8 protein-coding genes are annotated in these 15,087 nt (G+C 49.4%); all 8 read left to right on the top strand.

Annotated features, from left to right (window positions below; all coding sequences use genetic code 11):
• Positions 1–3 precede the first annotated feature (3 nt).
• Positions 4–1,758 carry a RagB/SusD family nutrient uptake outer membrane protein gene (locus DW896_RS14080; RefSeq protein ID WP_035447618.1) on the top strand — a complete coding sequence of 585 codons (1,755 nt, stop codon included), beginning with the start codon at positions 4–6 and terminating at the stop codon, positions 1,756–1,758.
• Between the two features lie 39 nt (positions 1,759–1,797).
• Complete coding sequence (locus tag DW896_RS14075; protein WP_005833867.1) at positions 1,798–2,190, top strand: hypothetical protein; 393 nt, start codon at positions 1,798–1,800, stop codon at positions 2,188–2,190.
• Positions 2,191–2,227: 37 nt separating this feature from the next.
• On the top strand, positions 2,228–3,277 hold the full coding sequence (locus DW896_RS14070) for a DUF4466 family protein (protein WP_009037427.1): 1,050 nt from the start codon (positions 2,228–2,230) through the stop codon (positions 3,275–3,277).
• An 18-nt stretch (positions 3,278–3,295) separates the two neighbouring features.
• Entirely contained in the window at positions 3,296–6,271 is a 2,976-nt protein-coding gene (locus tag DW896_RS14065; protein WP_035447615.1) for a glycosyl hydrolase family 28-related protein, read from the top strand.
• Positions 6,272–6,464: 193 nt separating this feature from the next.
• Positions 6,465–9,125 carry a glycoside hydrolase family 2 TIM barrel-domain containing protein gene (locus DW896_RS14060; protein WP_117588613.1) on the top strand — a complete coding sequence of 887 codons (2,661 nt, stop codon included), beginning with the start codon at positions 6,465–6,467 and terminating at the stop codon, positions 9,123–9,125.
• An 18-nt stretch (positions 9,126–9,143) separates the two neighbouring features.
• Positions 9,144–11,507 carry an alginate lyase family protein gene (locus tag DW896_RS14055; RefSeq protein WP_035447609.1) on the top strand — a complete coding sequence of 788 codons (2,364 nt, stop codon included), beginning with the start codon at positions 9,144–9,146 and terminating at the stop codon, positions 11,505–11,507.
• Positions 11,508–11,715: 208 nt separating this feature from the next.
• The gene (locus DW896_RS14050) at positions 11,716–14,160 is read left to right on the top strand and encodes a glycoside hydrolase family 2 protein (protein WP_035447606.1); all 2,445 of its coding nucleotides are present in this window, start codon (positions 11,716–11,718) and stop codon (positions 14,158–14,160) included.
• A gap of 93 nt (positions 14,161–14,253) precedes the next feature.
• Complete coding sequence (locus tag DW896_RS14045) at positions 14,254–15,066, top strand: SDR family oxidoreductase (RefSeq protein ID WP_117588615.1); 813 nt, start codon at positions 14,254–14,256, stop codon at positions 15,064–15,066.
• Positions 15,067–15,087 lie beyond the last annotated feature (21 nt).

The raw sequence follows: 15,087 nt of genomic DNA, 5'->3' as shown, positions 1-15,087 counted from the left end.
AATATGAAATATATTAAGTATATAGCATTAGCCGGACTGGTCGGTTTAACATCTTCTTGTATAGATGACCTGCTGAACCGTCCTGCTACAACAGAAGTATCTTCGGACCTCTTTTGGACAAGTACAGATGATGCCTTGTCCTCTACCTACGGTGTTTACAACGCAGTGCGGACTTTGTTTGCAACTGATTACTACTACGACGGGCATGGCGAATTCCAAAATACTCGCGGTAAGAGTATCGGTGATATTTCTTCATGGGGACCCGGAACGCCGGGCAGCGGATTTTCCAGTATGTGGAACAATGCATACCGGGTTATCAACCGTGCCAACTACACCATTCAGTATGTAGAGCAAATGATTCAAGCAGAACAGAATGCCGTAACCAAAGCATCTTTGGAGGCTATCAATGCCGAGAATTACTTCCTGCGTGCATTGGCCTATTTCCGTTTGGTTCAAAACTGGGGTGATGTTCCTTACTATCGCCACGTACTCAGCGGCAATGATGAAGCATGCTCATTGGTACGCACCCCTATTGCTACCATCATTCCTGAACTAATCACCGACTTACAGAATGCATCTGAAAAGCTTCCCGTAAGCTATGGTGATAAGTACGGACGTGCCACGCAAGTTGCCGCACTGGGCTTTAAAGCAAAAATAGAATTGTACTATGCTTGTTGGAACAAAAACGGATGGCCCGAACTGGAAGGCTTCGAGCCGAGCAGCAGTGTAGCCCAAACCTATTATGCCGCCGCTGCTTCAGACTTCAGCAAAGTAATCAACAATTATGGCCTGACAATCTTTGGTGATGGTAATCCCGGCACTGAAGACAAACCCAACTATAGAGAGCTGTTCCAATATTATAATGAAAATTGTTCGGAAATCATCTTCTCCATTACTTATGGCGGTCCTTCTCTCGGCCAGGGTGAAAGTTTGTTGCGCGACTTCGGTACCCGTACCACCGGTAATGCACAATGCTGGATTATGCCTACTGTCCGCTTGGCAAACCGTTACCAATCAACTGTCACCGGTGATTTCTGTGATGAGCTTATCTTGTCTAAAGATGCTACACTCCCTAATGGAGCGCGTAACCGTGCCAGCTATGAGAATCGTGACTGGCGTATGAAATCGACCATCATGTGGGATGGTGAGTCTTACAAGAAAATTACAACGGACGGCCTGACAATGGGTGACGAATATACCTGGATGTTCGGTGAAAGAAATGAGGCCAACGGTTTCATCAATAATGATGCCAGCAATCAAACCGGTTATATCTTCCGTAAATGGATACGCCAGGAAGCCGGTTGGGAGCGTACAGATGGTCCGCAGGATTTCTATCTGATGCGTTTGGCCGATGTGTATCTGATGTATGCCGAAGCTGTCAACGAAACGTCCGGTCCTACCAGCGAATGTGTAGCCTTGCTGAATAAGATTCGCAGCCGTGGCAACCTGCCGGCTTTAACACCCGACAAGTATGCCAATTCCGAAGCATTCTTCAATGCCATTGAGCAAGAACGTATTGTGGAACTGGCCACTGAAGGTATGCGTCCATTCGATATTCGCCGCTGGAGAAAAATCCATGACATATGGGGAGAGGCAAACAGTGACGGTTTAACCTTGTATGATACAAATGGCACACGCATACGTGATGAATTCAAGAATGCACCCGAACTCAATTTCCAAAAGAATTATATCTACCAGATTCCAGAAAACGAAAGAAACCGCAACCCGAATCTGACTCAGAATACTCCGTGGAGATAAGCAATTACCATAAAGTTCATTAAATACAAAAAGAATCGTATGAAAAACCTATATAAAATATTGACTCTTGTCATAGTATGTCTTTTGTCCCAATCATGCAATGATTATCCGGTAGATGATAATGGTTTGCTGGTTACTGACAGTGAAGAATGTTACATCTCTTCCCTCATATTGAGAGGACCGGATGATAGGGACGTATTGATAAGCGGTGTTACCATCGATGACGAAAACAACACCATTACGGGGATAGCTAAATTTGGTACCAACATCAAGAAACTGAAGCCAGAATGTGGTACTGCCAAAGATTGTATCGTAACTCCGACTATGGGAGTGTGGACTGATTTCAGCCAACCCCGCCAGTACACTGTAATTTCCGGTAATCGTCAAGTGAAGAAGACCTATACGGTCACTATCACTTTGCAAGGAGAATAATCGATCAGTATAAACTTCTAAGAAACAGAATATTGTTATGAAACTATTGAAATATGCAATGCTGCCCTTCATCGCTCTCTCTTGCTTCGCATGTAGCGATGACGATGAATCTGCCATTAAAAATGACATGATAAAGAAGACGGTTTCTCCTGCCATAGCCGGAGAAAAAATAGAGTTTGCCTATGCCATGGGAACCACTAATGGAAGAATAAATAAGGCTGAAGCAGTTGCCTCCATTACCGGAGCAACCGGTACGGGATTTGAGCTGCACTCCTGGTTCACAGCACAGACCGGAATGGATGTTAACGGTGTACATTATGGTGCCGGTGAAGATGTGCCTATCCAAACCGTTAAAGACGCATCTACCGACGGTAGCATTTCTACAGCCAACCTGATGGAGAAAGTCGATGCGCATTACATCAACCCGACCATTGCCATCGGAACCACCCAGACAGACCTCATTGCCGCCACACTACGCTATAACTTCGTAGTGCCCGAAGATGCAAAAGGCAAAACATTCAGCATTACCTTTACTGCCGTTTCCAGTACAGGCGACCGAGTGTCTTACAAAACCCCTAATTACAAAATCTCCAAGATGGACATGAAACGTCTTATCGAATTGGAGAACGAAGGTGCCTGCTACTTCTCTATCGAAGACATGAAGGCTTATACCAAAGAGGAAGTAAACGCTCTGAACTTGTCCGGCAAGATTGATTTCATCTATAACTACCAGGCCAAACTGAATGATTTTGACTATGCACACTCTTTCGTATCTCCTGCAACGGACCCGAAATTCATCGCCATCAGTGGTATTGTCCCCTCGGGTGCCACCAACAGCACCCCCATGGAACAACGTGCCAATGTGCATGATGCCCAGTTGAAAGGAAGCAATCCGGCTGTTTACGTGGACGATATAGACTTCGAGACGCTGGATTTAGGCGGAGCCATGAACTATGTACTGAACCTGAAAAAGGACGATAGTGCATTTATGAAGACTGCCGACGGTAAATGGGCTGCATACATCTACGTGAACAGCGTTGACGGTAGCGGTAAGATGACAGTAAGTATCAAACGTTATCCTTTGTAATCTAACCCCTTACACAACATGAACCGAATAAAAACATTGACTCTTCTTCTCATGATTATCCTCTCAGTAGGAATATCTGCTCAAAATCCCCGGTCGGTCTTTACCGACCGACCGGTGGATGAGGCAGCTATATATTTCACTCCCGAGAATTTTAATGTGAAAACTGACGGGCGTATGGATGTTTCCGATGCTTTGCAAGAAGCATTGAACCGAACCAAACAGAAAGAAAATGGTTGCGGTATCCTCTTTATCCCCGAAGGAGTGTATAAACTCAGCAAGACGATTTACATCCCCTCAGGTGTTCGTATCATTGGTTATGGCGGCAAACGCCCGGTTTTTGTCCTTGCCAAGCAAGCACCCGGTTTTCAAGAAGTTACCCGGGAAACTGCAAAAGGGAAATACCTTTTTTGGTTTATCGGCGGCGGCTACCGTCCGGGAGGCCGTATAGGCGATGCCAATGCAGGGACTTTCTACAGTTCAATGATGAACGTAGATATTCGTATTGAAGACGGAAATCCCAATGCCTCTGCCATTCGCGCACATTTTGCACAGCACTGCTCTATTTCCAACGTAACCATTCATGTGGGAAAAGGCCGTGCGGGTATTGTCGATGCCGGAAACCATTTGGAGAATATAGCCATTTACGGAGGAGAGTATGGAATTGACACAGACAAGTCAGCTCCCGGATGGCCTATTATGTTACTTAACTCCTATTTTGAAGGACAGCGTAGGAGTGCCATCCTCACTAATGAAGGAGGATTGACCATCGTTCGTATGCGGGCAAAAAATGTACCCGTAGCCATAGAAATTAAAGAGAATGCTCCCGACAGGCTATTTATGGAAGATTGCATTTTCGAAGATGTACACCACACCGGGGTTATTCTGACAGATGCAGGAAATGCAGCAACACAAATCAACCTTAGAAATATCCAATGTAAAAATGTTCCTATGTTTGCTTTGGAACGCTTTACAAACAAACAAGTATCCGGTAAAGGAAAAACATACCGGGTAACCCGTTTCATTTTCGGTTTTAATGCCGACAGTCTGGAAGACACTCCTCAAATAGTGCGCCGGGTAGAAACAGAACCTATTAAAAACATTACTCCTTTGGATGCCGGCGATACCCCGATGCTGCCCGCTACGGAGCAATGGGTAAACATCCGCGATTTGGGTGCCAAAGGAGACGGTTTCAGTGATGACACACACATTTTCCAGGAAGCAGTAGAAAAGTATGCCAATATCTATATTCCCCAAGGATGGTACATTGTAAAAGAGCCGTTGACTCTGAAACAAAACACGAATCTGATAGGCCTGCACCCCGGCACTACTATCTTATTAACCTTGGGCGGCAATCTCGCATTCAGCGGCTTCGGTGCCCCGCAAGCACAGTTGACTACTCCCCAAGGTGGAAAGAACATCGTATGCGGTATCTTCCTGAATGCCGATGCCTACAATTACCGGGCTGTCAATTGCAAATGGATGGCAGGCGAAGGCTCCTATATGTATGATGTCAAATTCAGCGGGCACGATAAAGCCCGTTTCTTCCACAACGGACAAAGTGCGGTCAATCCTTTGGAGAAACCTATGTCCATCACTCCGGAAACTCACGACCTCATTACCCGTGCCTGGGACAACCAGCATTGGAGCCTATGGATTACAAACGGAGGAGGAGGCTCATTCCGGGATATATGGACAGCCAACGAATATAGTTCGGCAGGACTGTACATCAGTCATACAGATACCCCGGGACGTATTTACGGAATGTCTTTAGAGCATCATTTACGCAATGAAGCCATCTTCCGCAATGTTGCCAACTGGAAAATCTACGACTTCCAGTTTGAAGTGGAAGCAGAAGGCATCGATACGCAACCTTTGGACCTGATAGACTGCAAGAACCTGACTTTTGCCAATTTCTATTCCTATCGCGTATCGCGCATGTTGAAATCCTATCCGTCGGCTATACGCACCTGGAATTGCAAGGATATTGAGTTTCTGAATGTTCACAACTATGCACATGCCCGCGTAAAGTTCACTTCCAATGCCAGCCTTTACGATGTCAATACCCACCGGGAAGCACGCCGTTGGGAACTGGCACGCCTTTCATTGACCGGCAAGGAAAACCGTAAATACCCATTGAGCCAGGAAAAAGGAAAAGCCGAACTTGTAGTCACCGGATTTGAGTTCATTGACGGACTGGCACAAGACAGCCGGGGAAATATATATTTCTGCGAGCATCGCATGCGCCGCATCTATAAATTGGATGCCCGAAGCGGGCAGGTAACTTCTATTGCCGATTTCCCCTGGAACGCAGTAGCACTGGCATGCGATACACAAGACAACTTGATTGTCGTTACCAAATACATCTCCCAACCCGGCTATAATAATGACGATACCCGTAACGGCAACCGTCCTCTATTCGGCTGGAAAGGTTCGGGAGGGCTGTGGGGCTTCAATTATGTTCCTAAGCTTTACGCAATACGTCCCGATAATCCGGATGAAAGTTTCCAAGTTTTACCGTTAGTGGATATGAAGCAATTTGCTGCACCGCAACAAATTTATTATCCGGGTAATAGAACCATCACTCAAAGCGAGTATTACAACGGAAGAAAGCCGGAACAATGTTTTGTTGCTCCCGACGGTGTAACCATCATTCCGAATTACGAAGATTTATTCCGTTGTTCATCTCTGGTTAAGGCAGTACCGGGCAAAACAGTCTATACATTGGATGAATATCACCAACGCGTAATCCATGCGGATGTAGATGCCCAAGGCTTCTTGCAAAACTGTCGCATATTTGCCGACGGAGGCGACCGGAGCGTAGTTACGGACTCTAAAGGCAACGTATATGTAGCCAACGGAGACATTTCCATATTCTCCCCGTCAGGTGAATCCATAGGTACGTTAGAGGTGCCGGAACGTCCCACGTCTCTACTGATATCAGGAAACAAGCTCTATATCACAGCTCTTTCTTCGCTCTATCAAATAGAGCTTTAACAATAGGATTATCATAATAAGAGATTAGGATTATCAATCATGACAAAGTGATATTTTCATAGGTTAGATTTTTAAGTTTGTAACTAAGGTTGCGATTCAGGTTTAAGTTAAAGAGGCGGATAACTACTTGTTTTTTTTACATCCGCCTCTTTTTTAGTAGTTTTGGCAGTAATATCATTTATAACATATCACCATGGAAAGAGAGAAAAATACACTCCTGCAAAAGGCCTGCCATTGGATGGCTGCCGTTATTATATCCTTATTTGTCCTGCCCCCTGTCCACGCCCAACGCCAAACCCAAACCATCAACGACAGCTGGAAGTTCCTCAAAGGAGAATGCACCGCAGCAGCCGACAGCGCCTTTGACGACAGCAAATGGACATCCATCCATCTGCCCCATACCTGGAATACCGATGCTTATACCGAAAAGGATTACTACCGCGGCACCGGTTGGTATCGCCGACAACTGACCTTGCCTCAGGGCTGGAAAGAGAAACAGATTATCCTGAGACTGGATGCTGCCAGCAAAGCAGCCACCATCTATATCAATGGCAAAAACGTAGGTGAGCATGCCGGAGGATATACCGCCTGCTCATTCAACATCACGCCGTTCCTCTCTTTCGACACACCCAACACGCTGGCCATATGCGTGGATAATGCCCGCCAGGATATTGCTCCCATCTCCGGAGACTTCACTTTCTTTGGAGGTATCTACCGGGATGTTTGGCTTACGGCGGTTCCCAACCAACACTTCAACCTGACGAACCACAGCTCGGACGGGCTGTTTATCAGCACGCCGCAAGTGTCTGAAGAACGAGGCATCATTTCCATCCGCGGTGAAGTAAAGAACGATGCGAAGGAAAAAGCAACACTGGAACTGACGCACACTATCTACCGTCCTGACGGCACCCTGCTACAAACACTCAAGAAGAATATACAGCTAAAAGCCGGAGAAACCTACGCTTTCAGCAACGAGGCAACCCCGGTGTTGAAACCTGAATTGTGGACTCCTGAAACGCCCCGCCTCTACCGCGTAGAAACAACCCTGCGCAACCGTAAGACCAAAACCTTGCTGGACCAAAGCAATCATTACACCGCTTTCCGCTGGTTCCGGTTCGACGGAGATGAGGGTTTCTTCCTCAACGGAAAGCCCTATAAACTGCGCGGTATCTGTCGCCATCAAGACCAGAAGCCCATAGGTCCCGCGCTGACAGACGAGATGCACCGGAGAGACTTCCTGCTGATGAAAGAGATGGGAGCCAATTTTATCCGCATCTCCCACTATCCGCAAGACGATGCCCTGCTGGAGATGTGCGACAAGCTGGGTATGCTGGCATGGGAAGAGATTCCCATTATAGACATTGTGCCCAATACGCCGGGTTATGGAGATAACTGCGAACGAAACTTGCGGGAAATGATTCGCCAGCACTACAACCACCCTTCTATCATCACCTGGGGATATATGAACGAAATATTGCTCGTAACCCAACGGAAGTACAAAACCGAAGCGGAACTGAAGCCGGTACTGGAACGCACACTGGCACTGGCCAACAGGCTGGAACGGGTACTGAAAGAAGAAGATAGCACCCGCATAAGCACCATGGCATTCCACGGCAGCAACAGCTACAACGAAACCGGATTAAGCAAAATCACCGATATTGTAGGCTGGAACTTATACCAGGGATGGTATGGGGGTGACCTCACGGGCTTTGAGAAGTTCCTGGCACAACAACACCAAAACCATCCCACTCACCCGATGATTGTAAGCGAATATGGTGCAGGTTCGGACAAGCGATTACATTCGCTGCATCCGCGTGCTTTTGACTTCAGCATCGAATACCAGCAGAAGTACCTCGAACACTATTTGCCGGTATTGGAAGATACACCTTATATCTGCGGCGGCACGCACTGGAACTTTATCGACTTCTCTTCTGCCCTGCGAGACGAATCCATGCCACGCATCAACAATAAAGGGCTGGTTTATGCCGACCGTACCCCGAAAGATGTATATCACTACTATCAGGCAGCTTGGCGCAAGGACATTCCGGTGCTACATATTGCCAGCCGCGACTGGACAGACCGTGCCGGCGTGCAGCAAGGCAATGCTCCCGTATATCTGCCGGTCAAGATATACACCAACCTTTCTGAGGTAGAGCTGTTTATCGACGGTATTTCATTGGGAAAGCAGAAAACAGAGAACTACACGGCCACCTTCGAAGTTCCATTTTCTAACAGAAATCCTTTCCTATTCGCACAAGGAAACTATCAAGGAAAGACAGTGCAAGACGGGCTGAGAATAAACTTCACTCCCATACCGGCATGCCTGGATGCAAACAACCTGAAAGGGTTGGAACTGGCCGTTAATGTAGGAAGCCAATGCTTCTTCACCTCGGACGAAAGCCAACTGACCTGGCTACCCGACCAGCCTTATGCCGCAGGCAGTTGGGGATACATCGGCGGTAAGGAGGGAACTGCACAAACCGAAATCCAAAACACGGCAGACGGCCCCTTGTTCCAAACCCTCCGGAATGAGATAGAAGGTTATCGCTTCGATGCTCCCCAAGGTGTATATGAAATAGAGCTTCTCTTTACCGATATCTTCCGCCGGAATGCGGGCATTGCCTACCAACTGGACCGGAACGGGCAACAAGAGAACCGGGAAAGCACATTCGGCATTTCCATAAACGGGGAAGTGGTGGAAGAGAGCCTCTCTCCCTGCAAAGAAAGCGGGTACTTCCGTGCTTTGCGAAAGAAATACTACATTACGAACGACAAAGAATACATCGATATACGTTTCCATTCAACAAGCGGTACTTGCTTCCTGAACGGTATCAAACTCAGAAACATTTATTAATCAATAAAATAGAAAACCATGAAACTAAAAGTAGTACAATGGGTGCTTGCTTTATTGCTTCTGGCGCCTTGCACACAAGCACAATCCATCTGGGATGCCACGCACCTTGCCAACGTAAAACAGTCCATCCATGAACCTTTCTACGCAACCGCCTACCAGGCATTGCAAGCGGAGGCCGATAAACTATTGGATGTACAGCCTCTTTCCGTGATGATGAAAGAGAAGGTGCCTGCCAGTGGCAACAAGCACGACTACATGAGCCAGGCCCGCTATTATTGGCCGGACCCCACAAAGCCCGACGGACTGCCTTACGTGAGCCGCGACGGCGAATCGAACCCCGAATTGAACAAGCTCGACCGCAACCGCCTGGGAGCAACCGCCAGCCGCGTCACCACGCTGGCACTGGCCTGGTACTTCAGCGGAGAAGAGAAGTATGCCCAAAAGGCAACGGAGCTTATCCGCGTATGGTTCTTCGACAAGGATACACGCATGAATCCCAACCTGGAGTATGCGCAGATGATACCCGGACACAACGGCGGCAAAGGCCGTTGCTACGGCGTGCTGGATAGTTACTCCTTTGTAGAGATGCTGGATGCCGTGAAGTTGTTGGAGCAATCGAAGTCTTTTACGGCCAAAGATTCCAAGCAGCTGCAAGCATGGTTCGGCAAGTTGCTGAACTGGATATTGACCAGCCCGCAGGGACAAGAAGAATCCCGCCAGGCCAACAACCACAGTACGGCCTACGATGCGCAGGTGATAGCCATTGCCCTCTACACCGGCAACCTTAAAGTAGCCCGGGAAGTTATCAACGCCGTTCCTGCCAAGCGCATCTTCACCCAGATAGAACCGGACGGACGGCAGCCGCATGAATTGCGCCGCACGCTTGCCTTCGGTTATTCCCAATACAATCTGACCCATCTACTCGATATCTTCTGCATGGCAGAGAAAATAGGAATCAGGATTGATAATGCCACCTCTCCCGACGGACGCAACTTCTACCGGGCAATGGATTTCCTGGCGCAATATACAGGGAAGGATGTAAAGGAATGGCCTTACCAACAGATTAGCGAATGGGACTACAAACAACAGGAATTCTGTAAAGACCTATATCGTGCCGGCTTGCTCAACCCTGCACGCAAAGACTATCTGAGACTATCCAAAGCCCACAGAGTCATTCAGTGGAAAGACCGCTTCAACTTGCTCTATGTGCAACCCTCCGAAGTGGATAACGCCTATGCCTTTGCCTGCAAACAACTGGAATTTGCCATGCAGTGCGCCGACAAAGCAAAGAAAGAGGAGAAGAATGCTGCCCGGCGTCGCGTCATGCCGCGCAGCATCCATAAAGACGGTTCGCTGGCTATGATACATCCCCACGATTGGTGCTCGGGTTTCTTCCCCGGCTCGTTGTGGCAGGTATATGCCTATACGCATGATGACGATTGGCGCCGGGCTGCCATCTCGTGGACCTGGCCTATTGAAGAAGCCAAGTGGCACAAGGGCACGCACGACCTCGGCTTTATGATGTACGACAGCTTTGGAAAGGCGTATGAACTGACGGGTGAACGCTCTTACAAGGATGTGGTGCTGCAAAGTGCCAAGACTTTGATTACCCGCTACAGCCCGAAGGTGAAAAGCATCCGCTCGTGGGACCACAACCGCGACCGATGGAAATATCCGGTCATCATCGACAATATGATGAACCTGGAAATGCTGTTCCGTGCCACGCAGCTGACGGGCGATTCCATTTACTGGAATGTGGCCGTGAACCATGCCAACACTACACTGAAGAATCATTTCCGTCCGGACTACTCCTCTTATCACGTAGTGGACTACCACCCGGAAACAGGTGAAGTCCGCCTGAAGTGTACACACCAGGGAAACTCGGACGACTCCTTCTGGAGCCGCGGACAAGCCTGGGGGATGTACGGCTTTGCCATGTGTTACCGTTTCACCAAAGACCCCGCCTATCTGAAACAATCGGAAGGCATTGCCGACTTCTTCCTCAACCTGCCCAATATGCCGGCAGACGGCGTGCCCTACTGGGATATGAAGATGGATGTCATTAAAGACTGCACCCCCGAGAACATCAACCCCGACGTGCCGCGCGACGCTTCTGCCGCCGCACTCATCGCTTCGGGTTTATATGAACTCTGCACCTACGTAGCTCCGGAGAAGGGTAAACAGTATCGCGCCGTTGCCGACAAGATTGTCGATAGCCTCAACAAGCATTACCGGGCAGAACCGGGCACTCACTACGGCTTCCTGCTGCTGCATTCCACGGGACATCATCCGGGAGGAAGCGAAATAGACGTGCCGCTGAACTATGCCGATTACTTCTATCTGGAAGCGTTGGCAAGGAAAGAGGCGCTGGACATGAAATAAAGTTTATTCGCAAGCTGCGGATATGTATCCGGGGCTTGCGAACGCTTATCCGCGCACTGCGAATGTTTATCCGCAAGCTGCGAACAGAGAATTGTCTTAAGAGAAAAGAACTTTTCTCCCTATACCTCAGAACTTTATCCTTAATACCTAACAACTTTTATATATATACCCCGCAGGACGTATATATGTATCATTTTTATAACATACCATGAAAGCACCCCGAATCCTACTTAGTCTATTGTTCAGCAGCCTGTTGTTGCAGGCACACGCACTGATTCCTACCGACCGCAAGCAACGTCTTACGGAGCATTGGGAGTTTATCCGCCAGGATATGGGAAGCATTTGGGAAGTGATGCGCCCTATTACCGGAGCAGGAAAGCCCGAAACCGTTCCCCTCTGGCAGAAAGTCACCCTGCCCCACTGCTTCAATGCGGAAGACGCCGTTGACCCTGATGTGAACTATTATCAAGGCCCCGGCTGGTATCGCACCATGCTCAACATAGAGAATCCCTATACCAACGGACGCACCTGCCTGGAGTTTGAAGGCGCGGGACAGAAGACAGAGGTATATGTCTATACCACCCGAATCGCTTCGCACGTGGGTGGTTACGACGAGTGGAAGGCAGACATCACCGAAGCCGTGGAAGCATTCCGTCGCACGCCGCTCTGCCGGGAGCGTTTCGGCGGAAAGATTCCTATTGCCATTCGCTGCGACAACAGCCGCGACACGGAGATGATTCCTTCCGATATGTCCGACTTCAACCTCTACGGCGGACTCTACCGATATGTCAACCTCGTCTATACGCCTGCCGTCCATTTTGAGCAGATACGGATAGAAGCAACAACCGATGAGAAAGGGAAGCAAGGCAGTATCTCGATAGACATTGCTTTCGGCGGACTATCCGGCAAGGAGAAGAAGGCAAAAGAGTTCTCTCTCCGCGTCTTCTCACCCGAAGGCAAGGAGGTTAATTCCATATCATCCGAGCTTACGGAAATATCCTCGTACCAAATCTCCCTGAAACGCCCGCAGCTGTGGAGCCCCCACTCTCCCGCTCTCTACACCTGCGTGGCAGAACTTATCGACAACGGAGATACCCTGCGCACCACCCAGCACTTCGGCTTCCGCCATTTCCGCTTCGAAGAGAAAGGGCCTTTCTACCTGAACGGCGAACGGCTGCTGCTGCGCGGCACTCACCGCCATGAAGACCATGCCGGAGTAGGCGCTGCCTTGACCGAAGAGATGATGCGCACCGAAATGCAACAAATAAAAGAGATGGGTGCCAACTTTATCCGCCTGGGGCACTATCAGCAGTCCGGCATCATTCTGCGGCTCTGCGACGAGCTGGGACTTCTCGTCTGGGAAGAAATACCCTGGTGCCGCGGCGGTCTGGGCGGAGAGAGCTACAAGAACCAGGCGCGCCGGATGCTCACCAATATGATTGAGCAACATCGCAACCATCCTTCCGTCATCCTGTGGGGGCTGGGCAATGAGAACGACTGGCCGGGCGATTTCCAAACGTTCGAAAAAGACAGCATACGCGCCTTTATGGGCGAGCTGCACGACCTTGCCCATCGCCTCGACCCGACGCGCTCCACAGCCATTCGCCGCTGCGAGTTCTGCAAAGACATTGTGGACGTTTACTCCCCCACCATCTGGGCGGGCTGGTATGGCCGCCGCTTCCGCAACTACCGCGAGATGGAGACGGCCGGAATAAACGCCACCACCCGTTTCCTCCATGCCGAATGGGGAGGCGACAGCCATGCCGGGCGCCATATGGAAGTGAACAAGGAGACGGGCAGAAAAGGAATAGATAACTTCGACATCGAAGCCGCAGACCGCAACGGCGACTGGAGCGAAAGTTATATCATCCGCCTCTTCGACTGGCACCTGAAAGAACAAGAGACCATGCCCCGGCTTACGGGGAGCCTCTTCTGGACTTTCAAGGACTTCTCCACTCCGCTGCGCCCGGACAATCCCATCCCTTACGTCAATCAGAAGGGGGTGGTGCAACGAGACGGCACCCCGAAAGAGAGCTATTACGTCTTTCAATCCTATTGGAGCAGCAAACCGATGCTGCACATCTACGGACACTCCTGGCCGGTGCGCTGGGGCAAGCCGGGCGAGCCCAAGGAAATTCTGGTCTATTCCAACTGCCCCGAAGTGGAGTTGTTTGTCAACGGTGTGTCGCAAGGACGGAAGAAGCGCAACAGCCAGGACTTTCCGGCAGCAGGGCTGCGCTGGAATGTGCCATTACGAGAAGGAAACAACAAGATTACCGCCACAGGGTATGACGGCAAGCTGCGCCTCGACGATGAAATTCAGCAGGAGTATCAAACCCGAACCTGGGGCAAACCGTCAAGAATACTTCTGACGCAGACCGCCCAGGATGCGGAAACCATACTTGTGCAGGCTGAACTGATAGACGAAAACGGCATACGTTGCCTGGATGCCTGCCAGTTCATAGAATTCGGCTGCACAGACAGTGAAGCGTTACTCCGCAACCAAGGCACCGCGCAAGGCTCACGCCGCATACAAGCTGCTAACGGGCGGGCAAGTATCCGCGTAAACAAGCAGCACGCACCCGTCGTGGTGAGTGCATCTGATAGCAAACGAATCTTAAAAACCGCACTAATTTCCGTTTCCGGCCAGTAAGATAAGTATTTTAGCACTCTATTTAAGCACTGAAAATGATTTAATCCCTAACTTTGCGAAAAAGATTCATTTTATAAACTAATACATAACATTATGAAGAACTTATTCAACATCAAAGACAAAGTAGTAGTAATAACCGGCGGAACGGGAGTATTGGGGAAAGCTATCGCTCTTCATCTGGCGGAAGAAGGAGCGAAAGTGGTAATCTTAGGTCGCAAAGCAGAGGTAGGAAACGCCATCGTCAACGAAATCAAGGCAAACGGTGGAGAAGCCATGTTCCTGACAACCGACGTGATGAACCGTGAACTGCTGGAACAGAACTTGGCTGACATCCTGAAAGCCTATGGCCGCATAGATGCCCTGCTGAATGCAGCCGGCGGAAATATGCCGGGTGCCACCATCGCGCCCACGGGCACTTTCTTCGATTTGAAGATAGAAGAGTTCCAACGGGTGCTTGAATTAAACCTGACCGGTACCGTACTGCCTACACAAGTCTTCCTCAAACCGATGGTGGAACAGAAGACAGGCGCTATTGTCAACTTCTCCAGCATGGCTGCTTTCCGCCCCATGACGCGTGTAGCCGGATATGCTGCCGCAAAAGCCGGTATCTCCAATTTCACAGCCTTCATGGCTACGGAAGTTGCCAAGAAGTTTGGTGAAGGTATTCGTGTAAATGCCATCGCACCCGGATTTTTCCTCACAGAGCAGAACCGTGCCCTGCTGACGAACCCGGATGGAAGCTACACGGAACGTGGGCAAGATGTGATTCGCCAAACTCCCTTCGGACGTATGGGCCGTGCAGAAGAGCTTTGCGGAACCATCCAATACCTCATCAGCGATGCTTCCAGCTTTGTCACCGGTACGGTGGCTGTAGTGGACGGAGGGTTCAACGCATTCGCCATGTAAATAGTAAATTGCAAATCATCA

Source organism: Bacteroides sp. AM41-16 (genome assembly GCF_003603495.1).
Lineage (GTDB): Bacteria > Bacteroidota > Bacteroidia > Bacteroidales > Bacteroidaceae > Bacteroides > Bacteroides uniformis.
Note: the sequence above shows the minus strand (reverse complement) of the source record. Positions and strands in the feature narration are given on the sequence as shown.

Bases quoted from the DNA above. Each gene is read 5' to 3' on its own strand.
- DW896_RS14080 (WP_035447618.1), top strand. From the start codon at position 4: ATGAAATATATTAAGTATATAGCATTAGCCGGACTGGTCGGTTTAACA.
- DW896_RS14075 (WP_005833867.1), top strand. From the start codon at position 1,798: ATGAAAAACCTATATAAAATATTGACTCTTGTCATAGTATGTCTTTTG.
- DW896_RS14070 (WP_009037427.1), top strand. From the start codon at position 2,228: ATGAAACTATTGAAATATGCAATGCTGCCCTTCATCGCTCTCTCTTGC.
- DW896_RS14065 (WP_035447615.1), top strand. From the start codon at position 3,296: ATGAACCGAATAAAAACATTGACTCTTCTTCTCATGATTATCCTCTCA.
- DW896_RS14060 (WP_117588613.1), top strand. From the start codon at position 6,465: ATGGAAAGAGAGAAAAATACACTCCTGCAAAAGGCCTGCCATTGGATG.
- DW896_RS14055 (WP_035447609.1), top strand. From the start codon at position 9,144: ATGAAACTAAAAGTAGTACAATGGGTGCTTGCTTTATTGCTTCTGGCG.
- DW896_RS14050 (WP_035447606.1), top strand. From the start codon at position 11,716: ATGAAAGCACCCCGAATCCTACTTAGTCTATTGTTCAGCAGCCTGTTG.
- DW896_RS14045 (WP_117588615.1), top strand. From the start codon at position 14,254: ATGAAGAACTTATTCAACATCAAAGACAAAGTAGTAGTAATAACCGGC.